At 72.9% G+C, this 23,608-nt stretch carries 20 protein-coding genes; 8 read left to right on the forward strand and 12 right to left on the reverse strand.

What is annotated here, in order from left to right; translation table 11 throughout:
- Positions 1 to 276: 276 nt before the first annotated feature.
- Positions 277 to 1,749, forward strand: coding sequence for a PP2C family protein-serine/threonine phosphatase (locus tag IEZ17_RS22670; RefSeq protein WP_189302991.1), 1,473 nt, complete (start codon positions 277 to 279; stop codon positions 1,747 to 1,749).
- Between the two features lie 417 nt (positions 1,750 to 2,166).
- Here the strand turns inward: IEZ17_RS22670 and IEZ17_RS22675 are convergent, their stop codons facing one another.
- The gene (locus IEZ17_RS22675; RefSeq protein ID WP_189302993.1) at positions 2,167 to 3,687 is read right to left on the reverse strand and encodes a DNA-binding protein NsdB; all 1,521 of its coding nucleotides are present in this window, start codon (positions 3,685 to 3,687) and stop codon (positions 2,167 to 2,169) included.
- Positions 3,688 to 3,971: 284 nt separating this feature from the next.
- On the opposite strand from IEZ17_RS22675, the gene IEZ17_RS22680 reads away from it, so the two are divergent.
- Both IEZ17_RS22680 and IEZ17_RS22685 read left to right on the forward strand, forming a co-directional pair.
- Complete coding sequence (locus IEZ17_RS22680) at positions 3,972 to 5,105, forward strand: aminoglycoside phosphotransferase family protein (RefSeq protein ID WP_189302995.1); 1,134 nt, start codon at positions 3,972 to 3,974, stop codon at positions 5,103 to 5,105.
- 342 nt (positions 5,106 to 5,447) lie between these two features.
- Positions 5,448 to 7,484, forward strand: coding sequence for an N-acetylmuramoyl-L-alanine amidase (locus IEZ17_RS22685; RefSeq protein ID WP_189302997.1), 2,037 nt, complete (start codon positions 5,448 to 5,450; stop codon positions 7,482 to 7,484).
- Between the two features lie 95 nt (positions 7,485 to 7,579).
- On the opposite strand, the gene IEZ17_RS22690 is transcribed toward IEZ17_RS22685, so the two are convergent.
- Together IEZ17_RS22690 and IEZ17_RS22695 are read right to left on the reverse strand one after the other, a co-directional pair.
- Complete coding sequence (locus IEZ17_RS22690) at positions 7,580 to 8,077, reverse strand: hypothetical protein (protein ID WP_189302999.1); 498 nt, start codon at positions 8,075 to 8,077, stop codon at positions 7,580 to 7,582.
- Positions 8,078 to 8,151: 74 nt separating this feature from the next.
- Entirely contained in the window at positions 8,152 to 8,775 is a 624-nt protein-coding gene (locus IEZ17_RS22695; protein ID WP_189303008.1) for a CGNR zinc finger domain-containing protein, read from the reverse strand.
- A 49-nt stretch (positions 8,776 to 8,824) separates the two neighbouring features.
- Here IEZ17_RS22695 and IEZ17_RS22700 point away from each other — a divergent pair, with 49 nt between their 5' ends.
- From IEZ17_RS22700 to IEZ17_RS22710, 3 genes are all read left to right on the forward strand, one after another.
- Positions 8,825 to 9,478, forward strand: a complete 654-nt coding sequence (locus tag IEZ17_RS22700; RefSeq protein WP_189303010.1) for a pyridoxine/pyridoxamine 5'-phosphate oxidase — start codon at positions 8,825 to 8,827, stop codon at positions 9,476 to 9,478.
- Complete coding sequence (locus tag IEZ17_RS22705; RefSeq protein WP_189303012.1) at positions 9,475 to 10,206, forward strand: maleylpyruvate isomerase family mycothiol-dependent enzyme; 732 nt, start codon at positions 9,475 to 9,477, stop codon at positions 10,204 to 10,206. The genes IEZ17_RS22700 and IEZ17_RS22705 overlap by 4 nt, the downstream gene beginning before the upstream one ends.
- Before the next feature lie 258 nt (positions 10,207 to 10,464).
- Positions 10,465 to 11,955, forward strand: coding sequence for a carboxylesterase/lipase family protein (locus IEZ17_RS22710; protein ID WP_189303014.1), 1,491 nt, complete (start codon positions 10,465 to 10,467; stop codon positions 11,953 to 11,955).
- Positions 11,956 to 12,229: 274 nt separating this feature from the next.
- Here the strand turns inward: IEZ17_RS22710 and IEZ17_RS22715 are convergent, their stop codons facing one another.
- The 5 genes from IEZ17_RS22715 to IEZ17_RS22735 form a co-directional block, all read right to left on the reverse strand.
- Positions 12,230 to 12,472 (reverse strand): DUF397 domain-containing protein, encoded by a 243-nt coding sequence (locus IEZ17_RS22715; protein ID WP_189303016.1) that lies wholly within the window; start codon positions 12,470 to 12,472, stop codon positions 12,230 to 12,232.
- Between the two features lie 99 nt (positions 12,473 to 12,571).
- On the reverse strand, positions 12,572 to 13,738 hold the full coding sequence (locus tag IEZ17_RS22720; protein WP_189303018.1) for a thiolase family protein: 1,167 nt from the start codon (positions 13,736 to 13,738) through the stop codon (positions 12,572 to 12,574).
- A complete protein-coding gene (locus IEZ17_RS22725) occupies positions 13,735 to 14,844 on the reverse strand; it encodes a thiolase family protein (RefSeq protein WP_189303020.1) in 1,110 nt (369 codons plus the stop codon). Before IEZ17_RS22725 ends, IEZ17_RS22720 begins: the two co-directional genes overlap by 4 nt.
- Entirely contained in the window at positions 14,844 to 15,791 is a 948-nt protein-coding gene (locus IEZ17_RS22730; RefSeq protein WP_189303031.1) for a Zn-ribbon domain-containing OB-fold protein, read from the reverse strand. The genes IEZ17_RS22725 and IEZ17_RS22730 overlap by 1 nt, the downstream gene beginning before the upstream one ends.
- A 23-nt stretch (positions 15,792 to 15,814) precedes the next feature.
- Positions 15,815 to 16,660 carry a crotonase/enoyl-CoA hydratase family protein gene (locus IEZ17_RS22735; RefSeq protein ID WP_189303033.1) on the reverse strand — a complete coding sequence of 282 codons (846 nt, stop codon included), beginning with the start codon at positions 16,658 to 16,660 and terminating at the stop codon, positions 15,815 to 15,817.
- A 162-nt stretch (positions 16,661 to 16,822) separates the two neighbouring features.
- Between IEZ17_RS22735 and IEZ17_RS22740 the strand changes: the two genes are divergently transcribed.
- Positions 16,823 to 18,451: an acyl-CoA synthetase gene (locus IEZ17_RS22740; protein ID WP_189303035.1), complete on the forward strand. Its 1,629-nt coding sequence runs from the start codon at positions 16,823 to 16,825 to the stop codon at positions 18,449 to 18,451.
- Between the two features lie 22 nt (positions 18,452 to 18,473).
- Here the strand turns inward: IEZ17_RS22740 and IEZ17_RS22745 are convergent, their stop codons facing one another.
- Together IEZ17_RS22745 and IEZ17_RS22750 are read right to left on the reverse strand one after the other, a co-directional pair.
- Entirely contained in the window at positions 18,474 to 19,127 is a 654-nt protein-coding gene (locus IEZ17_RS22745) for a chorismate mutase (protein WP_229852526.1), read from the reverse strand.
- Between the two features lie 138 nt (positions 19,128 to 19,265).
- Positions 19,266 to 19,406 (reverse strand): hypothetical protein, encoded by a 141-nt coding sequence (locus IEZ17_RS22750; RefSeq protein WP_189303287.1) that lies wholly within the window; start codon positions 19,404 to 19,406, stop codon positions 19,266 to 19,268.
- A gap of 151 nt (positions 19,407 to 19,557) precedes the next feature.
- Here IEZ17_RS22750 and paaK point away from each other — a divergent pair, with 151 nt between their 5' ends.
- Positions 19,558 to 20,895: a phenylacetate--CoA ligase PaaK gene (paaK, locus tag IEZ17_RS22755; RefSeq protein WP_189303037.1), complete on the forward strand. Its 1,338-nt coding sequence runs from the start codon at positions 19,558 to 19,560 to the stop codon at positions 20,893 to 20,895.
- Positions 20,896 to 20,934: 39 nt separating this feature from the next.
- On the opposite strand, the gene IEZ17_RS22760 is transcribed toward paaK, so the two are convergent.
- Complete coding sequence (locus tag IEZ17_RS22760; RefSeq protein WP_189303039.1) at positions 20,935 to 21,735, reverse strand: VOC family protein; 801 nt, start codon at positions 21,733 to 21,735, stop codon at positions 20,935 to 20,937.
- Positions 21,736 to 21,823: 88 nt separating this feature from the next.
- Positions 21,824 to 23,398, reverse strand: a complete 1,575-nt coding sequence (locus IEZ17_RS22765) for a fatty acyl-CoA synthetase (protein WP_189303041.1) — start codon at positions 23,396 to 23,398, stop codon at positions 21,824 to 21,826.
- Between the last annotated feature and the right edge of the window lie 210 nt (positions 23,399 to 23,608).

Here is a 23,608-nt window from a genome sequence, read left to right on the forward strand (position 1 = left end):
GGATTTCCGCTGACCGGCATTCTTGCCGGTGACTGCGGGCCTTAAGCGTCGTTCCCACCGTGGATCGGCGGGGTAGACAGCTGTACGGCGGCCCGCAGCCTAGCGTGGAAGCTGGGATTCCGCAGATTCGGCAGCGGCTGCCACAGGGAGGCCGTTGGCATATGCCAAGTGCACCACCGTATCGGGTAATGCCAAATCCCTTACGGACGGTCGCAGCCTGTGCAAGAGTCGTTACCGGCCCACACGACCCGGCGCCGCCTGATCACGGAGTACGTCATGCCGCCCCCTCTCTTCGCGGATCACCCAGCCGATCGGACCCCCGAGCGCGACGCGGTCGAGGCACTTATCTCGCAGGCCCGCAGCCTGCGCGGTGGTCTCGACGCGGTGCGCAGAGAGTCCTCGGTGGCGGCTGATCTCGCCGCCGACCCGCAGCTTCGCTGGCACCGGGCGCTGTGCGACCTCGCCGTCCACCACCTTGACGACCTCGACGGTCATCTCGATCAGCTCAAAGAGGGCCTGCCTCCCGAGATCGTGGAGGAGCCGGAGCCGGAGCCGCATGCAGAGCTGCCGGTGGCCCCGCCCGAGCCGGTCGCCCATGAGCGCGGCGCACTGCTGCGCCGGGTGGGCAGCGCCGAGTGGAATCTGCTCACCGACGAGGTGACCTGGTCCGACGAGCTCTTCGCGATGTTCGGCCGGGATCCGTCCGACGGCCCGCTGACCCTTGACGAGCTGCCGTCCCTGGTGCACACCGACGACCAGGAGTCACTCGCCGTGATGGTCACGGACTGCCTGGTGGACGGCCGGCCGATCGACGGCGAATTCCGCATCGTGCGCGCCGACGCCGGCGTCCGCACGGTGCACATGGTGGGCGAGCCGGTGCTCGACGCCGACGGCAGTACGGCCTGTATGTGGGCCGTCCTCCGGGACGTCAGCGAGCTGCGCCGCAGCCAGATGGCGGTCAGCGAGACCCGTGACTCGCTCCAGCGCCAGCGGCATGTCGCGCAGACCGAGCACCGGCTTGCGGTCGAGCTGCAGGAAGCCGTGCTGCCGCCATGGCGCGGCTCCCTGCGGTTCCCGCAAGGCGGTCCGGTCACCCTCGACCTGGCCGGGCGCTATCTGCCGGCCGGGACGTCCGCCCTGATCGGCGGCGACTGGTACGACGCGCTGCAACTCCCCGACGGCACGACCCTGTTGAGCGTCGGCGACCTCACCGGGCACGGCGTCGCCGCGACGTCCGGAATGGCGATGGTGCTCGGCGCGCTGCGCGGGATGGCCGTCGCGGGCCACCGGCCCGGGCCGTTGATGGGCTTTCTCAACCAGCTGCTGGACACCGCCGCCCAGCCGGCGCTGGGCAGCGCGGTGTGCTGCCGGTTCGACCCCGCGACGCGCACGCTGGAGTGGGCCCAGGCCGGGCACCCCGCACCGCTGCTCTTCCGCGGCGGCACGGGGCGCGCGCTCGACCCGCCCGAGGGCGTCCTGCTCGGGGCCACCTCAGGTGCGGCCTACGCCCAGCACACCGAACAGCTGGAGCCCGGCGATCTGCTCGTCCTGCACACCGACGGCCTCGCGCCGCGCCGCGCCCACGGCCCGGACAGTGCCCATGAGGGTGCCGCACAACTGCTGGCCCTGGCACCGCGGTTCGGCACGGCCCGCAGCGCGCAGGACAGCGTCCGTGTCGTGGTCGAGGAGTTCGGCAGCACCGAGCGCGAGGACGACGCGTGTGTGCTGATCGCCAGGGTCGGTGGCTGACGCGCGGCGCGACAGCCGAGGGCGGTCCGGCTGTGGGGATGCCGGTCGCCCCGAGGGTCGCGGTCGGTGAACGGTTCGTCATATAACGGCTGAGATCGGTCCGTTGGGGTCGGTCGAGGTCAGTGGGGAATGGATGACGATCGATCGAGGATGGTTGATGATCGGTTGTTGATGGCGGATGCGGATGTTGGCACACGTTGACGCCTGCGCTCGGGTACGCCGTAACGCCTACGCCGTCCCTTGTATTGCCGTGGTCGCTTGTCTTGCCGGGGTGGCCGGAAGGTGCGGCGGAGTGGGGGGCTCGGCGCCCTTGTCCGTAGCGCCGGTGCTGCGGATGTCCGTAGCGCGGGTGCGGCGGAAAGCGCATACGGGACCGCGGTCCCGAGCGCCGACCGCGCTGCGGTGCCGGCCGCCGGGTCAGACCGAGAAGTTCGGTCCCGTCCCGATTCCCGGTCCCAGCGACGCGCCCTTGGCCCGGGGTTTCGCCTTCGGCAGGACCTGCTGGATCTCCTCGCGCAGGTCCTGGATCTTGCCGTAGTCGGCGTACTGGCCGGTGAGCCGGAACATCTCGCGGAGCCGGTCCCAGGTGCGGTGTGAGGAGTTCTCGCCGATGGAGACCAGGGCCAACCGGGCGTAGCGGTCGGCCTGTTCGGGGTCGTCGCCGATGAAACAGGCCGAGGCCATCGAGATGTAGTCGAAGATCTGCGACCGCTGACGGCCGTTCTCCCTCAGCTGGAGGGCCTTCCTGGCGTGACTCTGGGCGATCTTGGCGGCCGACGGGTCGTGCTCGGCGAGCGTACGGAACGCCAGCGCCTGCATGCCGTGGAGGTCCGCCTCGTCGAACATCTGCATCCAGCACGGCGGCGGCACATCGCCCTTGTCCGAGACGAACAGCTCCTCCGCCTCGCCGAGCGTGCGGCGCATCGCCTGGCCGTGCCCCTTCGACGCCTGGGCCCATGCCTCGATGGTGTGCAGCATGGCGCGGGTCCGCGGCAGGGTCTCGCCACCGGATCCGGACTGGGCCAGCTTCATCAGGTCGAGTGCGTCGTCCGGGCGCCCCAGGTGGACCATCTGGCGCGCGGCCCGGGAGAGCGCTTCGCCGGCCCGCGGGCGGTCGCCGCCCTCGCGGGCCGCATGGGCGGCGATGATGAAGTACTTCTGCGCGGTGGGCTCCAGGCCGACGTCGTGGGACATCCAGCCGGCCAGTACGGCGAGGTTGGCCGCGACCCCCCAGAGCCTCCGCTGGAGGTGGTCGGGGTGGCGGTAGGCGAGCATGCCGCCGACCTCGTTGAGCTGGCCGACCACGGCCTTGCGCTGCAACCCGCCGCCGCGGGCCGCGTCCCAGGCGCGGAACACCTCGACCGAGCGCTCCAGCGCGTCGATCTCCTGCGACCCCACGGGGGCCGCCTCATAGCGGTCGAGGCCGATCTGGTCGAGTTCGTGCAGGGAGGAGTGGGCGAGCGGATCGTCGTGGCGGAGGGCGGTAGAGGCCGGTTCGGTGTGCAGCCAGTCGTGCATGGCGCCGGTGAGTGCGGAGCCCGCGGCGAGCGCAGCGCCCGCACCCACCAAGCCGCGTCGATTGAGCATGAGGTCCATTCCCGTGAATTCCGTGAGGACCGCGGCGGTCCGTTCGGGAGCCCACGGCAGACCGTCCATGGCCTGCCGCTTCCCCGAGCGACCGGTTCTGGCGAACCCGAGGTCCTCGATGGTTACGACACGGCCGAGGCGCTCGGTGAAGAGGGAAGCCAGGACCTTGGGCACCGGATCCCGGGGGGTCTCCCCCATGTCGATCCAGCGCCGTACCCGCGAGGTGTCGGTCGCCAGCTGCGGATGGCCCATGGCCGCCGCCTGCCGGTTGACCAGCCTCGCCAGTTCTCCTTTGGACCAGCCGGCCAGACCGAAAAGATCCGCGAGACGGGTGTTCGGCTCCCTGTTCACGTCAAGCCCCCAGGTTCCTCGACTGAGTTGACAGTAACCGGCCGGTGACATGCGGTGCGACCATTCGCCAGGGTTCGCCAGGGTGCGCCAGATGGTCTGCCACCCGTAGCCGCGTGTTCGGTAGGTGTGCAGCCCCCGGCCCGGTGGCGGGACCGCATTCCCCAGGGTGCGCGCCCTTCACAGGGACCCTGGATCGGCCTCCTGCACGGGGCCCGTTCACGGGTTCCCCCACCGGGCCGGGAGCGCACGCAACTCGTCGGCGCACGAAGGGATCTGTCTCACCCATGTATGCAGCATCGTCCGCCGTGACCGCCCCCACCCGGACGTACCGCCCGCATCCTGCCGGCAGCGGGCCGTATCTCGATCCCTCCCCTTCCGCGGGGGCGGTGACCGGTCTCCCCGGCGGCCGGAACCGGCGGGCACAGGGGATGGGCACCCAACCGCTCAGCGGGAGACTCGACTTGTCCGGCCCTCAGGGCGCCCAGCTGCGCGCCGCCGTAGCCTCGGTGCACCGCATCTGCCCGGAGTTCAATCCGGTCCAGGTGCTGCGCCGCAGTGGAAAGTCCGTACTCCTCGTGGGCACGACCGGGCGGATGAGCGCGGTCGCCAAGTGTTTACTGGACCATTCGCCCGCGTGGGTCGAGAGCTTCCAGCAGGAAATAAGCGCGTACCGGGCATTCGTCCGGCACCGTCCGCCGGTCCGGGTGCCGCGTCTGGTGGCAGCCGATCCCGACAACTGCACGCTGGTCGTCGAGCGGATGCCGGGCCGGGTGGCGGCCCTGACGCGGCATCCCCAGGAGGCGCCGCCGCGCGCCGATGTGCGGGCCGCGCTGGGCGCGATCTGCCGGATCAATCTGTGGCGCCCGCCCGCCGGGCTGTTCGACGCCCCCCTGGACTACGCGGGCCGGATCGGGCGCTACCACGACCTGGGGCTGCTCACCGACCGTGATCTGGGGGACCTCCAGAAACTGCTGCACGGCCTCTCGCACACCCAGGGCCAGTTCTGTCACGGCGACGCGCTGCTGAACAACGTCCTGCTGTCCCCCGCGGGCCCGGTGCTGCTCGACTGGGACAACGCGGGCTGGTACCTGCCGGGCTACGACCTGGCCACCCTGTGGTCGGTGCTCGGTGACGCGCCGGTGGCCCGCCGGCACATCAGCCAGCTCGCCCAGGCCGCGGGCACCGCCTCGCGGGACGCCTTCCTGGTGAATCTGATGCTGGTGCTCACCCGCGAGATCCGTCGCTACGAGACCGCGGTCCAGCGCACCATGCGCGAGCCCACGCCGACCGGGACACCGGGTCCGGGACAGCCCGGGGCGCCCGCGGCGGGCGAGGAGCAGCGGCTGCTCCTGCGCCGACTGCACGACGACTGCCAGATGGCACGGCGTGCGGTACGGGCGGCGGTCGGCACTCGCTGACCGCCGGGGGGTGCCGGCGAGGCGGCACCCCCGAAGGGGAATGGTGAGCGGCGCAGCCCCTCGGGGGCGCGCCGCTCACCCCTGTATTGGTCCATTCCACTGACGTTTCGCAGCCCCGGGCTCCGCCCCGGGAAGACTCCTCCGGTGACGCCCTGACATGCGACATCCCAACCGGATGAGGTAGTTGACGGAACGTCGGCAAGCCTCTGGCTCTCGGCCGACCGAGGGCTTTAGTCTCGGGTTCTCCCGCACGGCCGTAGGACCTGGCTGATGGTGAACGCCGGACCAGGTCCTGGCACACCGTCACACCGCCCCGGCTCGGGCCGGCTTGAGGAGGCTGTTTTGCGAGGATCCGCCCCGGAAGACGACACGAGAACCCACCGTCCCGCGCTGTGCAGGTCCGCCACCGCCGTCGCCGCCGCGGTGCTGCTGCTGCCGATGGTCTCGGCGGCTCCGTCCGCACATGCCGGGCAGCCCCGGTCCGACGCGCTCCAGCGAGCCTTCGGCGAGGCCGCCGCGCGCTTCCACGTGCCCCGCAGTGTGCTCCTGGGCGTCTCGTATCTGGAGTCCCGCTGGGACGGCCACGGCGGCGCACCCAGCGTCTCCGGGGGCTACGGCCCGATGCACCTGACCGACGCCCGCGCGGCCGTGGCGCGGCTGCCGGAGTTCAGCGGTGACGACGAGGACGCCCGTGGCGACACCTCCCGGACCCGCCGGACGGTGCCGGCCGCGCAGGCGCGCCGGGCGGTGCTGCCCGCCCAACTCCCGGCCCGGCTGCGGACGTTGCCCGAGGCGGCGAAGCTGACCGGGCTGCCGGCGGCGAAGCTGCGCACCGACTCCGCGGCGAATGTGCTCGGCGGCGCTGCCCTGCTGGCCGCGGCGCAGCGCGGGCTGCGGCTGCCGGCGAGCAGCGACCCGGCGAAGTGGTACGCGGCGGTGGCGCGCTACGGTGGCGAGGACAGTGCGCGCGGCGGCGCGGCCTTCGCGAACGACGTTTTCTCGGTGATGCGCCGCGGCCAGTCGCGGACCACCGACGCCGGCCAGCGGGTCACCCTGGCCGCCGCGCCGGCACTGACCGCCGATCCCGCCCAGGCGAAACGTATCGGCGCGTCCGCCGGCTCCGCACAGCGGCGGACCTCCGCCCACGGCTCCGCGGGTGCGCTGGAGTGCCCCTGGACCGTCGCCTGCGAGTCCTGGCCGGCCCCGTACGAGGTGTACGACAAGACCAACTACGGCAACCACGACCTGGCGGACCGCCCCAAGGACCAGCGGATCGACACCATCGTCATCCATGACACCGAGGGGTCCTGGGAGACCAGCCTCCGGCTGATCAAGGACCCCAAGTACGTGTCCTGGCACTACACCGTCCGCTCCTCGGACGGGCTGATCGCGCAGCACGTGCCGACCAAGGACGTCGCCTGGCACGCGGGCAACTGGTTCGTGAACTCGCACTCGATCGGCATCGAGCACGAGGGCTTCCTCGCCGCGCCGGACGCCTGGTACACGGAGGCGATGTACCGGACGTCGGCCCGCCTGGTGACGTACCTGGCCCACAGGTACGGCATCCCGCTGGACCGGCAGCACATCCTGGGCCACGACAACGTGCCGGGCACCACGACGTCCACGATCCCCGGGATGCACACCGACCCCGGCCCGTACTGGGACTGGGCGCACTACTTCACCCTGCTGGGCCGGCCGTTCATCCCCACCGCGGGCCCGCACGGCGGCCTGGTCACCATCCTGCCCCTCTACCCGCTCAACCGGCCGGGCTACACCGGCTGCGCGCAGGCCGGCCTGCCGTGCCCCGACCACGGCTCCACGGCCGTCCGGCTGCACACCGGGCCGAGCGAGAGCGCCCCGCTGGTCCAGGACATCGGGCTGCATCCGGACGGCTCCGCCACGACGACCGGGGTCAACGACACGGGGGCGCGGGCGACGACGGGCCAGCGGTTCGCGGTGGCCGGCCGGTCCGGCGACTGGACGGCGATCTGGTACCTCGGGCAGAAGGCGTGGTTCCGCAATCCGCTCGTCGTTCCCACGGCCGTGAACGCCAAGGGCCTGGTCGCCACACCGAAGGCCGGCCGGGCGGAGATCCCGGTCTACGGACGCGCGTACCCGGAGACCGCGGCATACCCGTCGCGGGTGCCGGTGCAGGCGGTCTCCCCGCTGCCGTACAAGCTCCTCGCCGGTCAGGCGTACGCGGTCGGCGGGCGCCTCCCGAGCGACTACTTCTACGCGCCGACCTTCGACCTGGGCAAGCATGCGATCGTCCGCGGCCGGGACGAGTACTACGAGATCCAGCTCGGGCACCGGGTGGGGTACGTACGGGCGGCCGATGTGGACGTCAGGCCCTCGGAGTCGCCGGCGTCGGGGTCGTAGACGAGCGGGGCGCGCCCGAAGAACGCGTCGCGCCCGGTGGGCGGCAGGGGCCGTCCACCGGGCGCGAACGCGCTCCGCGGTATGTCCGCTCCGGGTCAGCCCTGCTGGAAGAGCTCCGCGGGGAGCGGCTTGAGCAGCGCGTACAGGTCGTCCGTGATCGGACGGTCCCAGCTGGCGATGGTGACCAGCACGCCGTCGCTGCGGTCGAACTGCGCGCAGGAGATGCGGCTCTCGGAGCACTTGATGCGCTTGACGATGAGGAGGTTGTCCTCGTGCATCACGGGGGTGTCCTCACTCTCGACGACCGTCACCGGCTCGTCGTTGCCGAGCGCCGCGAGCAGCTGGGCCACCTCGAAGGGCACCTCGCCCTCGTCCAGCTCGCGGGCCGGGGAGCCCTCCGGCAGATTGCCGATGATCATCGCGGGGCCGCGCCCGCCGAACAGGTCGTAGCGGAGGAAGACGCCCTGGCAGCTCCCGTCCGGCGCGGGCAGCAGCCCGGCCCCGAGATTGCCGGGCCAGTCCCCGGGGTCCATGGCGAGTACGTCGAAGTCTGGACCGGCGGGCGTGGCGCTACGGCGGCGGAGGAAGGACATGCCGCCATCGTACGTGGCCCGGCCCCGGTCGCCGCGCGGACGTCGGCCGCGACGCGTCAGCGGGGACGGCACCGTCAGCCGGACGGATTCCCGGGCGCGCCGCCGCGCTGCTCCCGGTGCCGCTCGTGGTGCCGGGCGACCCGGGCGCGGTTGCCGCAGGAGGGTGTGCACCACTCCTGGCGGGCGTGGTCCTTGACGAAGTAGCGCACACAGCGGGGTGCCGGGCAGGCGCGCAGCAGTTCGCGGTCCGGGCCGTGGAGGAAGGAGATGGCGGCGCGGGCGAGCGCGGCGGTGAGCCGGTCGGCGGCCGGCGGGGTGCCGGCCGGGAGGTCGCGCAGGGCGGGCGGCGCGTCCGGCTCCCAGCTGAGCCGGGGCGCGGTCGGGACCCGGGCCGCGGCGGCGTTCAGCCGGCGGATCGCCTCGTCCTCCGGGAGCAGCCGGTGGGCGTCCGCGGCGCTGGGCGGTCCCGGGCGGACGGCGCGGGCGAACAGCGACCGGACGGCGGACCGCAGCTCCCGGACGGCGGCGAGCAGCGACTCGTCCGGGGTGCCCAGGTCCTGCGCGCCGTCCAGGAGGGCGGCGCGTTCCGCCACCCATGCCGCGAGCCCCGCCGTATCGGCCAGATCGTCGGCGACGCCGCCGTGCCCGTCGTGGCGGAGGGTGACCGCAAGGTCCAGGGCGAGCCGTGCTGTTTCCATGGCGCTAATGGTAGCGTCGCCAGCAACCATTAACACGTGAGGGGGATACATGGCCGACCTGCGTCAACTGCTCCGCGATCTCCCGGTGTTCGGAGGCGAGCTGCCCGCCTTCGACCCGGTGGACACGCCCGACGACCCCGTGGACCTGTTCACCGCATGGCTCCTCGGCGCCATCCGGGCGCAGATCCCCGAACCGCACGCCATGACGGTCTCCACCGCCGACGCCGACGGCGATCCGTCCGCCCGTACCCTGATCCTCAAGGACATCGACACGGACGGCTGGCGGTTCGCCGCGCACGACGACAGCACCAAGGGCCGCGAGCTGGCCGCCCGCCCGTATGCCGCGCTGACCTTCTACTGGCAGCCGCTGGCCCGCCAAGTACGCGTGCGGGGACCGGTGGTGCGGGAGAGGGCGGAGCGTTCCGCCGCCGACTTCCGCGCCCGGGGCACCGGGGCACGCGCCGAGGCCCTGCTCGGCCGGCAGAGCACGCCGCTGACCGACCCGGCCGAGCGGGACGCCGCGGTGGCCGCCTCCGCCGCCCGGCTCGCCCGCGACCCCGACCTGGTGCCGCCGCAGTGGACACTGCACACCGTCCGGGCCGAGTCGGTGGAGTTCTGGCAGGGCGACAAGGAGCGCAACCACACCCGGCTCCTGTACCGCCGGACCGGCACGACGTGGGAGAAGGGACTCCTGTGGCCATGACGACACCGACCCCGCTCACCGCAGAGGCCGTACGCGACGAGGTCGAGGCCCAACAGGCACGGCTCCGCGCCCTGCTCCCCGCCCTCACCGACGCCTCCGTCCGCGAGCCCGGCGCACTCCCCGGCTGGTCCCGCGCCCATGTCCTCTCCCACATCGAGGGCATCGGCCGCGCCATGACCCGCCAGGCCCGCCACGCGCTGCGCGGCGAGCTGATCGCCCCCTACGACGGCGGGTTCCCGGCCCGGACCGCCGCCATCGAGGAGGGCTCCCGGCGCGACGCGGCGGCCCTCCGTCAGGCCGTGACCGACGCCCTCGCCGAGGCGTCCGCGGCCTGGGCGGCGGTCGGTCCGGCGGACTGGTCACGGCCGGTCGGGTACCGCGACGGCGATCTGCACGGCGCATTGCTGTGCTGGTGGCGGGAGTTGACGATCCATACGGCCGACGCACTCCTCGGCCCCGGGCCCGCGGACTGGCCCCCGGCCCTGTGCCACCACCTCCTGGACCACCTGGCCCCCCGCGCGCCGAAGGACCTCCGCCTCACCCTCGAAGCGACCGACGACGCGACAGCACGGCCGCCGTACGGACCGGCGGGCGCGCCGACGGCGACCGTTCGCGGCACCCTCACCGACCTCGCCGCCTGGCTGGCGGGCCGGACCCCGAGCGACCCCCTCCACTGCACGGTCGCCGGAACGAGCGCACCCCTGCCCGAACTGCGCGACTGGCCCTGAGGCCGGTCCGGCGGCGCCTCGACCACCGCCGGAACAACGCGAGTTCCGCCCCCGAGAGCCCCGCGCGCCTCTCGCCTCCGACGAACAGCCGGTCCAGGCAACGGTCTTGGAGCTGGTCGACGGCGGCGAGGGCGTGGCGGGGCTCGTGCGCGTGGCCCACCCGTCCCGCCCTCGCCGGCCTCTCCACCCCCTTTCCCATACGCTTGACATAATACATATGGCCGATAACCCTGGAGGCCTACGGCGGAAGGGAGTTACATGTCCGAGCAGCCGACAGTACGTACCGCGGAAGGTGCGACAAGGGGGCGCCGGCGGCAGGGCCACGCGGTGTTCCGCGGCATCCCGTACGCCGCACCGCCGGTGGGAGCGCTGCGGTTCGCCGCACCCGCCCCGGTGCCGCGCTGGGACGGGACGCGGGAGGCGGCCGAGTTCGGGCCGGCGGCTCCGCAGTCCGGCCCGGTTCGGCCGAGTACGGACGAGCGCACGGACTGGCTGACGCTCAATGTCTGCACGCCCGATCCGGGCGCGGCGGGGTTGCCGGTGCTGGTGTGGATCCACGGAGGCGCCTATGTCGCGGGGGCGTCGAGTGACCCGGTGTACGACCCTGCGGCGCTGGCCGGGGCGGGGCTCGTCGTGGTGAGCATCAACTACCGGCTGGGCGCCGAGGGTTTCGCCTTCCTCGACGGCTCCCCGCCCAACCGCGGATTCCTCGACCAGATCGCGGCACTGCACTGGGTGCGGCGGAACATCGCCGCGTTCGGCGGGGATCCCGACCGGGTCACCGTGGCCGGGCAGTCCGCCGGGGCGGGATCGATCGCCGCCCTGCTGACGATGCAGCCGGCCCGCGGCCTGTTCCGACGGGCCATCACCCACTCGGTGCCGGGCTGCCACTGCACCCCCGCGCTGGCGGAACAGGTCACCGTCGCGCTCGCCACCCGGCTCGGCACGGCGCCCACCGCCCGGGAACTCTCCGGCATCACCCCCCGGCGCCTGGCCGCAGAACTGACGTCGCTCGGCGCCGAACTCCCCGTATACCTGGAGAGTTGGGGATCGATCTGCCGCACCGGAGTCGCCGTCCACCCCGTCGTCGACGGCGAGGTCCTCGCCGTTTCGCCCTGGCACACGCCGCCCGGCGGCCGAACCGGCGGAATCGAGCTCCTCGCCGGCCATACCCGCGATGAGTTCCGGCTGTTCAGCGTGATGAGCGGACGGGCCGGCGGGTTCACGGACGACGATGCCCGTAGCGCCCTGGATCTCTTCGCCCCGGCGCCGGACGGTCCGGCCGCCTACCGCGCCGCGCACCCGCAGGCCACCCCCGAGGAGCTGCTGGAAACGGTCTCCTCGGACGCCCTCTTCCGGATGCCGTCACTGCACTTGGCCCGGGCGAACGCCGCGGCCGGCGGCACCTCGTTCCTCTTCGAACTGCGGCTGCCCTCCCCGGCCCTCGGAGGGGCCCTCGGCGCCTGCCACGGCCTCGACGTCCCCCTGGCGTTCGGCACGCTCGACAGCCCCACCGGCAGAGACCTCGTCGGCGCCCCGCCGGCCCCGGGAGCCATCGTGGTATCGCGGGAACTCCAGCAGGCATGGGTCCGCTTCGCCACCACCGGCGACCCCGGCTGGGCCGCCTACGCCCCGGACCGGCACCTCACCCGCCTCCTGGACGCCGAACCCACGACCGCGCCCTACCCCGAAGAAGCCTCCCGCCGTATCTGGGAGGGCCACGCCCCTGCCCCCTTCGACCTGGTGTAGGGCGGGGTGCGGTGGTGGGAGGGGCCGGCATGGCCACCGATACGTCCGGGCAGTTGGGGGAACCGTGCCCCCGGGCCCGACGTGTGTACGGTACGCACCCGGTTCGGCCCGCCCCGGTGCGCGCGGCGGCGGGCGGGGCCGTGCTGCCGCACCCTGTGAACGCGAAGAGGACGTCCTGCGCATCGGCGTCCCCGCGGAACTGTGCGCCGTCGCGGACAAGGAACGCGCCGATACCGCGATCCGCCGGCGCTGCCGTCCCGCGCTCGCCCGCGCCCTACGTCAGGTCGAACTCTCCCTCGCGGGCGCCGAGGACGAAGCCGCGCCATTCGGCGGGGGTGAAGATGAGGGCCGGCACCTCCGGGCTGCGGCCGTTGCGCATCGCGACATAGCCCTCGACGAATGCGACCTGGACATCGCCGCCCACCCCTCGGCTGGTCGACTGCCATTCGGCGCGCGTCAGGTCGAGTTCGGGCCTGGGCCCGCCCGCGAGCCGCTGGTCGATGATGCTCTCGGCCACGTAACCACTCCTCCCGGTCGTCGTCGGTCGCCAGCGTAACGACTGCGCCCGGGGACCGACAGAGGACGTCGGGAGGCGGTCCGCGGGCGCGGTCGGGCGTCAGCCGGCGGGGGCTTCGGCGCCCACCAGCCACATGGCGAAGAACTGGGAACCGCCCCCGTAGGCATGGCCCAACGCCCTTCGCGCACCCTCGACTTGGTGTTCGCCGGCCTGTCCGCGGACCTGGAGGGCGGCCTCGGCGAAGCGGATCATGCCGGAGGCGCCGATGGGGTTGGTGGAGAGGACGCCGCCGGAGGGGTTGACGGGAAGGTCGCCGTCGAGCTCGGTGACGCCGGCCTCGGTGAGTTTCCAGCCCTCGCCCTCCTGGGCGAAGCCGAGGTTCTCCAGCCACATCGGCTCGTACCAGGAGAACGGGACGTACATCTCGACGGCGTCGATCTGGCGGCGCGGGTCGGTGATGCCGGCCTGGCGGTAGACGTCGGCGGCGCAGTCCTTGCCGGCCTGCGGCGAGACGAAGTCCTTGCCGGCGAAGAGGGTGGGTTCGCTGCGCATCGCCCCGCCGTGCACCCAGGCCGGCGGGTGCGGGGTGCGGGCGGCGCCGGTGCGGTCGGTGAGGATCATCGCGCAGGCGCCGTCGGAGGACGGGCAGGTCTCGGAGTAGCGGATCGGGTCCCAGAGCATCGGCGAGGACTGGACCTTCTCCAGGGTGATGTCCGCTTCGTGGAGGTGGGCGTAGGGGTTCTTGAGGGCGTTGCGGCGGTCCTTGTAGGCGACGAGGGAGCCGACGGTGTCCGGGGCACCGGTGCGCCGCATGTACGCGCGGACGTGCGGGGCGAAGAATCCGCCGGCGCCGGCCAGCAGCGGCTGCTGGAAGGGGATGGGGAGGGACAGGCCCCACATCGCGTTGGACTCGGACTGCTTCTCGAAGGCGAGGGTGAGGACCGTGCGGTGCACCCGGGCGGCGACGAGGTCGGCCGCGACCAGGGCGGTGGAGCCGCCGACGGAGCCGGCGGTGTGCACCCGCAGCATCGGCTTGCCCACGGCGCCGAGCGCATCGGCGAGGTAGAGCTCCGGCATCATCACCCCCTCGAAGAAGTCGGGGGCCTTGCCGATGACCACGGCGTCGATGTCGGCCCAGTGCAACTCGGCGTCTTCCAGGGCACGTTGGGCGGCCTCGCGAACCAGGCCCGCGAGGGAGACATCACGGCGGGCGGCGACGTGCTCGGTCTGGCCGATGCCGACGACGGCCACGGGCTCCTTGCTCACTGCCCCTCCTTGTGTTGTCCGCCGGTGCCCGGGCGCGGGTCCCCTTCGAGGACGGCGACCAGGTTCTGCTGGAGGCACGGGCCCGAGGTGGCGTGCGCCAGGGCACGGTCCGATTCGCCGCGCTGGATCCGGGCGGCGGCCTCGCCGAGGCGGATCAGACCGGCGGCCATGACGGGGTTGGCGGCGAGGGCGCCGCCCGACGGGTTGATGCGGACGTGCGCGCTCTGCGGTCCGTCGAGCCTCAGGGCGCGGCGCAGAACGACCTCCTGAGAGGAGAACGGGGCGTGCAACTCGACTGTGTCCGGGGGGCGTTCGAAGGCTCCGGCGCGCTCCGCGGCGAGCCGGGTCGACGGGGAGTCGGTGAGGTCGCGGACGCCCAGGCCGTGGGCCTCGATGCGGTGGTCCAGGCCGCGGATCCAGGCGGGGCGGCCGGTGAGCCGGCGGGCGGTGTCCCCGGCGGCGAGGACGACGGCGGCGGCGCCGTCGACGACGGGCGGGCAGTCGCCGGTGCGCAGCGGCGCGACCACGTACTCGCCCGGTGGCCGCGCCGGCCCGCCGCGGCGGCGGGCGGCCGTCCCGGCCGGCTCGCGCGCGTCGGCCAGTCCGGCGTCGATCAGCGCCCGGGCCTGGAGCGCGGCGAGTGCGACGGAGTCGGGCCAGAGCGGGGCGACGTAGTACGGGTCGAGCTGGCGGGTGAGGACCTCGCGGACGTCGCCGGGCGAGGACTTGCCGTACGCGTAGACCAGCGCGGTCTCGGCCTCGCCGGTGAGGATCTTCACCCATGCCTCGTAGAGGGCCCAGGCGCCGTCCATCTCGACATGGGATTCGGCGATCGGCGGCCAGGCGCCGACGCCGTCCAGCGCCATGGTGAAGGAGAAGGCCCGGCCGGCGAGGTAGTCGGAGGAGCCGGAGCAGGTGAAGTCGATGTCCCGGGCGCGGAGTCCGGTCTGCGCCAGGACGTCGTGGAGTACCGGCATCAGCATCTCGACCTCGGAGGTCTCGGCGCTGTCGCGGACGTGCTCGCTCTGCCCGAAGGCGACGATGGCGACGTCTCGTGCCGCGTCCCGGACCGGTTCCCGCGCCGGGACGCGCGCTGGCTCGGGCATCAGATCAGCTCCTTGTAGCTGTCGTAGTCGGCATCGGGCTCGCCGGTGGGCCGGTAGTGGTCGGGGTGGCGGGCGCCCTCGGTCCAGACCGGTTCGACGCGCAGGCCCATCCGGACCTGGTCGTACGGGATCTGGCCGATGCGCGCGTGCAGCGCCAGGTCGGCGCCGTCCAGGGCGATATGGGCGTAGACGTAGGGCACCTCGATGTCGAGGTTGCGGGCCTTGATGTTGACGATGCAGAAGGTGGTGACGGTGCCGCGGGGGCCGACCTCGACCTGGGTGTCGGTGGCGACACCGCAGGTGGGACAGGCGCCGCGGGGCGGCACGTAGACCTTGCGGCAGGAGGGGCAGCGTTCGCCGACGGTCCGGTGCTCGGCGAGGGCCTGGAGGTAACGGGACTGGGCGCGGCCGGGCGAGTAGGTGTAGTCGAGCCGGGCCGGGGTGGTGATGCCGGTGACCGGTTCGGCGAACTCGCCGCCATGCGGGGCCGGTTGATGATCCGTCGGGTCGTTCTCCGCCGGTTCGAAGCAGGCGATGTCGGTGATCGCTCCGGTGCGCTCGACGGCCCAGCGGATTCGGACCCGCATGCCGGTGCGGACGGCGTCGGGGCCGGGGGCGTCCAGGGCGTGCAGCAGGGCGGTGTCGGCGCCGTCGAGCCGGACCAGGACCCAGGCGAAGGGGGTGGTGAGCGGCTGGCCGCGGCGCGGGGACGGGTTCCACGCCCAGGTGGTGACCGTGCCGCCGGTACCGACCTCGACCAGGTCGCGGATCTCGTCGGCGGTGACCGGGTCGTATTCGACGGGCGGTACGACCACCCGCCCGTCGGTCGCCCGGACCCCGAGCACCAGGCGCTCGCGCAGCCCCGTCAGGAAGGCGCTCTGGACGGGACCCAGCGAGCGGGTGAACGGGAATTCCACGACGAGCGGCGCCGTGAGGACCTCTGACATGCGGACTCCTCGGTCTCTGGGGGTCAGGCGCGCCGGAAGACGGGTGGGCGCTTCTCCGCGAAGGCGCGGGAGCCCTCCTTGGCGTCGGCGGTGTCGAACACGGGCCAGCCGCGGGCGAGTTCGGCGGCCAGCCCGTCGGCCTCGGTCATCCCGGCGGTCTCGTACACGGATGCCTTGACGGCTTCGACGGCGAGCGGTCCGCAGGCGTTGATCTGCTCGGCGATCTCCAGGGCCTTCGCCAACGCCCCGCCGTCGGGGACGACATGGCCGATCAGCCCGATGCGGGCGGCTTCCGGCGCCGGGTACGGCCGCCCCGTGAGCAGCATCTCCAGGGCGTGGGTGCGCGGGATCTGGCGGGCCAGGCGGACGGTGGAGCCGCCGATCGGGAACAGCCCGCGCCTGACCTCGAAGAGTCCGAAGGTGGCGCTCTCGCCGGCGACGCGGATGTCGGTGCCCTGGAGGATCTCCGTACCGCCGGCGACGCAGTGGCCCTCGACGGCGGCGATGACCGGTTTGCGCGGGCGGTGGTGCCGGAGCATCGCCTTCCAGTGCAGGTCGGGGTCGGCGCGCAGCCGGTCGCGGTGGTGCTCGCCGGCCATTCCGCCGCCGGCCAGCGCCTTGAGGTCCATGCCGGCGCAGAAGGTGCCGCCGGCGCCGGTCAGCACGATCGACCGGATCCCGTCGTCCTCGTCGGCGGCCAGCCAGCCGTCGTACAGCCCCACGAGCATCGGCAGCGAGAGCGCGTTCTTGGCCTCCGGCCGGTTGAGGGTGAGCACCAGTGTCGCGCCGACGCGCTCCACGGTGAGGTGTTCGGTGCCCTCGGCCCGCTGCGGTCGCGGTGGGGTCGAGGGTCCTTCGGTCCCGCCCATTCCGTCCTCCCGTCTCACGACGAGAACAGGTTGCAGTAGCCGGACAGCGAGTTCAAGGCTTTTCTGACGCCCAGTCAGTTTTCTTGGCTGCGGCCCTTCCCTGCTCCTCCCGACGGCGCTCTAATGACCGCCAGGCCGACGCCCGCCCGATCTGGAGGAGACGTGGAGTACAACCTTGCCGACCTCTTCGAGTCGATCGTCGACACGGTCCCGGACCGCGAGGCGCTGGTGTACCTCGACCATCCCGGCACCGGCGCGGAGCGGCGGCTGACCTACGCGCAGCTCGACCGGGCCGCCAACCGCCTCGCCCACCACCTCGGCGACCAGGGCATCGGCCCCGGCGACCACGTCGGGCTGCACCTCTACAACGGCGTCGAGTACCTCCAGGCCGTCTACGCCTGCCTGAAGATCCGCGCGGTGCCGGTGAACGTCAACTACCGCTATGTCGAAGAGGAGTTGGTCTACCTCTATCGGGACGCCGACCTGGTGGCGCTGGTCTTCGACGCGGAGTTCACCGAACGGGTCGCCGCCGCCCAGCCGCAGACCACGAAGCTGCGGCACCTCGTCCGGGTCGGCGCCCCGCCCCCCGGCGCCCCCGAGCCGCAACCCGCCCCGGTCCCGCTCGCGGACGCCGAGGCGGCCGGCTCGCCGGAGCGCGGCTTCGGCCCCCGCTCCGCCGGCGACCGGATCGTCATCTACACGGGCGGCACGACCGGCATGCCCAAGGGCGTGGTGTGGCGCCACGAGGACATCTTCTTCTCCGGGATGGGCGGCGGCGCACCCACCGGAGAGCCGGTCGAACGCCCCGCGGAACTGGCCGAACGGGTCGCGGCCGGCGGCGACGGCCTCGTCTTCTTCCCGACGCCGCCGCTGATGCACGGCACGTCCACCCTCACCGCGTTCATCGCCTTCCACTTCGGCCAGAAGGTCGTCATCCACCGCAAGTACGTGCCGGAAGAGGTCCTGCGCACGATCGAGCGGGAGCGGGTCACCAGCGTCTCGCTGGTCGGTGACGCGATGCTGCGCCCCCTCGTCGACGCGCTCGGCGGCCCCCTCAAGGGGACGGACTGCTCCTCCCTCTTCAGCGTCAGCAGCTCCGGCGCGATCCTCTCGGAGACGGTGCGCGCCGAGTTCGGCGCGCTGGTCCCGAACGCGATGCTGCTGAACAACTTCGGCTCCTCCGAATCCGGCTTCAACGGCACCGCGACCGACGACTCGGGACCGGAGCGGGGGTTCCGGCTGAACGTCAACTCCCGTACGGCGGTGGTGGATCCGGTCACGTACGAGCCGGTCGCGGTCGGCGAGCCGGGCCGTATCGCGCTGCGCGGCCACGTACCTCTCGGCTACTACAACGACCCCGTGAAGACCGCCGAGACGTTCTTCGAGGCGCACGGCGACCGCTGGGTGCTGCTCGGCGACATGGCGACCGTCGACGAACGGGGCGTGGTCACCGTTCTCGGCCGCGGCTCGCAGTGCATCAACTCGGGTGGCGAGAAGGTCTATCCGGAGGAGGTCGAACAGGCCCTGAAGGCCCACCCGGACGTCTACGACGCGCTGGTGGCGGGCGTTCCGGACGAGCGCTGGGGCCACCGCGTCGCGGCCGTGGTGCAACTCCGGGACGGGGCGGATGTGTTGGACGTCCCGGGGATCCAGGCCCACTGCCGGACCCGGCTCGCCGGCTACAAGATCCCGCGCGATGTCGTCTTCACCGACCGCATCCAGCGCTCCCCCAGCGGCAAGGCGGACTACCGCTGGGCGAAGGCGGTGGTGTCGGGCGAGCGGGGGGCGTGACGGCCGGGCCGGGCCCCGCCGCTCAGCCCCCGCAGACCGACCGCAGCGACCGGGCCAGCCCTGCCGCGTGCAGCACGTCCAGGTGGTGCCGACGGCCGACCCGCACCGCGGACACCGCGAGCCACGGCACACACGCCGGGGCCGACCGCGCCTGCGGGGACGCGGCGATGGCCCGCACCAGCTCGCCGTTGATGCGGTTGATCTCCTTCCGGACCTCGGCGAGATCCGGCCTGGTGGTCGGCGCCTGCGACGGATCCGCGGCCCACCGGCGGTGCAGCCCCCGCTGTACGAGCTTGCTCGCCTCGATCTGGTCCCGGAAGATCCGCAGCGTCGCCGCCGGGTCGGCGCCCAGCTGCCGGGCCTGCGCCGCCACCGCGTCCAGCACCTGCCGCTCCCGCACCGGATCGTCGATCGGGCTGCCGGTCCCCCACTTCGCCGCGGCCACCGGATCGGCGGTGGCCAGCCGCTCCTCGGAGAGCGCGGCCAGCAGCCGCAGCCGGTCGTACGGAGCGGGCGCGGTGGCGGCGACCGGGGCTCCGGTACGCACGGTGGCGGCCGGCGCGCTCCCGCCGGGCGCGGCGGCAGGCGCCGCGACGGCCCCGCCGGCGCCGGCGAACAGCACCGCGGCGGTGGCACCGGCGAGCAACATACGGCGCAGGGAGGAAGTCGGCTGCACGGTCGGCCTTTCTCGAAACTGCGGGAGACATGCGGATGTTGGGAGCCTACGGCCCCGCCGGGGTACCGGTGCGGCCGGGCCGGCAGCCGGCGCCCGACCTGCCGTCGGCGGGCTCCGCGCACCCCGCCGGGAACGAGGTCACCGCGGCCGGGATTCCCCGGGCCGGTCCTCGTGGACGAGAGGGCCCGCGCCCTCGACGGTGACCAGTCGGGCGCCGGGGATACGGGTGGCCGCGGCCCCGCGGGAGTCCCCGGACCCGGTGTGCCGGCCGGACGCCACCGACCTGCACCTTCGGTACGCCGCCCCTGCGGGGGACGCTACCCGGCGGCTGCTCGCGGCATGCCCCTTGACGTGGTCGCCGCGCGCTGAATTACTTGGATCCGCATGCGGCTACCGAATGATCGGTAGGGACACGAGGCGGTGAGACTCCATGCCGGAAGCGGCTGCGGGCAGCGGGACGTCCGGACAGGTCACGGGGTTCGAGGATGCCGAACGGCTCTCTCCGGACGCCTTGCGCGCACTCCAACTCACCCGGCTGCAAGCCTCGTTGCGGCACGCGTACGAGCACGTCCCCTTCTACCGGGAGTCCTTCGACCGGGCGGGCGTACGGCCCGAGGACTGCCGCTCGCTGGGTGATCTCGCGCGCTTCCCGTACACGGTCAAGGACGATCTGCGGGCGCAGTACCCGTTCGGGATGTTCGCCGTCCCCAGGAGCGAGGTGCGCCGCATCCATGCGTCGAGCGGCACCACCGGGCGCCCCACGGTCGTCGGCTACACCGAGCGCGATCTGTCGCACTGGGCGGATGTGGTGGCCCGGTCGATCCACGCGGCCGGCGGGCGCCCCGGCCACACCGTCCATATCGCCTACGGATACGGACTGTTCACCGGCGGGCTCGGCGCGCACTACGGCGCGGAACGGCTCGGCTGCACGGTCGTGCCGGCGTCCGGCGGGATGACCAGCCGCCAGGTGCAGATCATCCAGGACTTCCGCCCCGAGATCATCATGGTGACGCCCTCCTACATGCTGACCCTGCTGGACGAGTTCGAGCGGCAGGGCCTCGACCCCCGGAAGACCTCGCTCCAGGTGGGCATCTTCGGCGCCGAGCCCTGGACGGAGGAGATGCGCCGGGAGATCGAGGAGCGGTTCGCGATCGATGCCGTGGACATCTACGGCCTGTCGGAGGTCATGGGGCCCGGCGTCGCCCAGGAGTGCGTGGAGACCAAGGACGGCCTCCACATCTGGGAGGACCACTTCTACCCGGAGGTCGTCGACCCGATCACCGGCGAGGTGCTGCCGGACGGCGAGCACGGCGAGCTGGTCTTCACCTCCCTCACCAAAGAGGCCATGCCGGTGATCCGCTACCGCACCCGGGATCTGACCCGGCTGCTGCCCGGCACCGCCCGCCCGGCCTTCCGCCGCATGGAGAAGGTCACCGGGCGCAGCGACGACATGATCATCCTGCGCGGGGTCAATCTCTTCCCCGCGCAGGTCGAGGAGATCGTGCTGCGCACCCCCGGCGTCGCACCGCACTTCCAGCTCCGGCTGACCCGCGAGGGCCGGATGGACCAGCTGACCGTACGGGCCGAGGCCCGGCCGGACGCGACTTCGGAGGACCGTACGGCAGCCGTCGCCCGGATCGCCCGGGGCGTGAAGGACGGCATCGGGGTCTCGGTCGCGGTCGAGATCGTCGACCCGGAGACGCTGGAGCGGTCGGTCGGGAAGCTCAAGCGCATCGTGGACGCCCGAGGCGGCCGGACCGGGGCGTGACCGCCCCGGCCGGACCGGGGCGGATCCGTGCCGCTCGCCTCAGGTCGTCGTCGGGTCCCCCTTGATCAGGGCGAAGGCGGCGCCGGCCGGGTCCTTCAGCATCGCCATCCGGCCGACGCCGGGGGCGTCGAAGGGCGGGATGAGGGCCGTGGCGCCGTGCTCGACGGCCGTGTTGAAGGTGACGTCGCAGTCGGCCACGCCGAAGTACGGGTGCCACTCGGACGTCGAGCCGGCGTCCAGATGCTCCTGCGCCAGCTGCATGACGCCGCCCTGCCCGGTGTCCTCGCCCTTACCGCCCCCGGGCGAGGAGACGATGCTGTAGACGCTGTCGCCGCCCATCGGCATGTCCTGGAAACTCCAGGAGAAGACGGAGCGGTAGAAGCTCTTGGCCGCGGCGGTATCGGTGGTGTACAGCTCCGTCCAGCACAGGGTGTTCGGCTCCATCACCGCATCCAGGCCGCTGACCTCGTTGGGCTGCCATACCGCGAAGTCGGCGCCCGTCGGGTCGGTGAACATGGCGAGCCGGCCCGCCGTGAAGACGTCCATCGGCTCGACCCGGACCCGGCCGCCGGCCTGCTCCACCGCCTTGGCGGCGGCCTCGGCGTCCGGAACGTGGAAGTACGCCGTCCAGGCCGAACTCGCGCCCTCCTCCATCAGCGGTCCCGCGGCGCCCACCGTCTTGCCGTCGAGCTGGAAGAAGCCGTAGCCGCCGCTGTCGGGGCCGGCCGACTGGAAGGTCCAGCCGAACACGGCGCCGTAGAAGGCAGCGGCGGCTTGGATGTCGGGGGCACCGAGATCGAGCCAGTTGGGTGTGCCCGGAACGTAATGAGTCGTCAGCATGAGGGGTCCTCCGATCAAGCGGTCGGGCTGTCCTTCCGCCGCTTCTCAGCATGGCAGGGGGCACTGACAGCCGCCCTCCGCGCGCCGCTCAGGGAGTGCCGAACCGCTCCCGCAGCTCGCGCTTGAGGACCTTGCCGCTGGCGTTGCGCGGCAGCGCGTCAACGAACACCACCCGCTTGGGGGCCTTGAACGGCGCCAGGCGGGCGCGGGCCGCGGCGATCAGCTCCGCCTCCCCCACCCCGGCGGCGCCCCCGTCCGCTCCCCCGCTGCCGTCCGCGCCGCCGGTGCGCCGGACCACGACCGCGGTCACCGCCTCGATCCAGCGCTCGTCCGGCAGCCCGATGACCGCGACCTCGGCGACCTGCGGATGCTCGTAGAGCACGTCCTCCACCTGGCGCGACGCGACCAGGACGCCGCCGGAGTTGATCACGTCCTTGACCCGGTCGACCACCGTGAAGTAGCCCTCGGCGTCCCGGACGGCGAGGTCCCCGGAGTGGAACCAGCCGCCCCGGAACGCCTCGGCGGTCTCCTCCGGCTTGTCCCAGTAGCCGGTGCACAGCTGCGGCGAGCGGTAGACGACCTCGCCGCGGGTGCCGTCCGGCACCTCCCGGCCCTCCTGGTCGACCACCCGCGCCTCGACGAACAGCACCGGTCGCCCGCAGGAGTCCATCCGGCCCTCGTGCTCCTCGGGGCCGAGGACGGTGGCCAGCGGCCCGATCTCGCTCTGCCCGAAGCAGTTGTAGAACGCGAGCCCGGGCAGCCGGGCGCGCAGCCGCTCAAGGACGGGCACCGGCATGATCGACGCCCCGTAGTACGCCTTGCGGAGCCCGCTCAGCTCCCGGACGGCGAAGTCGGGGTGCTGGGCGAGGGCGATCCAGACCGTCGGCGGTGCGAACAGGCTGTCCGCCAGGCCGGATTCGACCAGGTCGAAGATCCGGTCCGGGGCGGGCCCGTCGAGGATGGTGTTCTCCGCGCCGACCGCCAGATAGGGCAGCAGGAACACATGCATCTGCGCGGAGTGGTAGAGGGGCAGCGAGTGCACCGGCCGGTCGCTCTCCTTGAGGTCGAGGGCGACGATCGCGCTGGTGTACTCGTGCACCAGCGCGCGGTGGGTCATCATCGCGCCCTTGGGGAGGGCGGTGGTTCCCGAGGTGTAGAGCAGCTGGACGAGGGCGTCGCCGGAACCGTCGGCGGGCGGGTCGTCGGGGGCCTCGGCAGGCACCTCGCCCGGTGCGCCGGGCGCCCCTGCGATCCGCTCCAGCAGCCCGTCGGGCGCGCCGTGCAGCGGCATCGCCGGTACCGATTCCGGCAGTTGGGGCGCCAGCGCGGGGTCGGTGAGCACCAGCGCGCTGCCCGACTGGGTCAGGATGTAGCGCAGGTCCTCGCCGGTGAGGCTGTGGTTGACCGGTACGTGCACCAGTCCGGCGCGGGCGCAGGCCAGAAAGCCGATCAGGTACGCGTCGGAGTTGTGCCCGTAGGACGGCACCCGGTCGCCGGCCCGCAGCCCCGCAGCCAGCAGCACCCGGGCCGCGGCGTCGACCGCGGCGTCCAGTTCGCGATAGGTCCAGCTCCGCGCTCCGTAGCGCACCGCCGTCCGCTCCGGCACCCGCCGGGCGCTGCGCCGCAGTACTCCGTCGACCGTATTGCTCCGCGCTTGCGTCATGTGGCGATCCTGGGGCGCGGCCGGAGGCGGGTCAAGGCGCCGGGCGGTGGCGGCGCGCGGCCCGTGCCGCGTGATCCGGCACGCGGGGCAGCAAATGACCAACCGCTTGGTACGCTCAACCGCCTTTGCTCTCACGTCCGTTGGGAGGAATCATGCGCAACCGCCTGAGAACCCTCGCACTCGCCGGGGTGGCCCTGCTGGCGACCGCGG

It is taken from the genome of Streptomyces albospinus (assembly GCF_014648695.1).
Lineage (GTDB): Bacteria > Actinomycetota > Actinomycetes > Streptomycetales > Streptomycetaceae > Streptomyces > Streptomyces albospinus.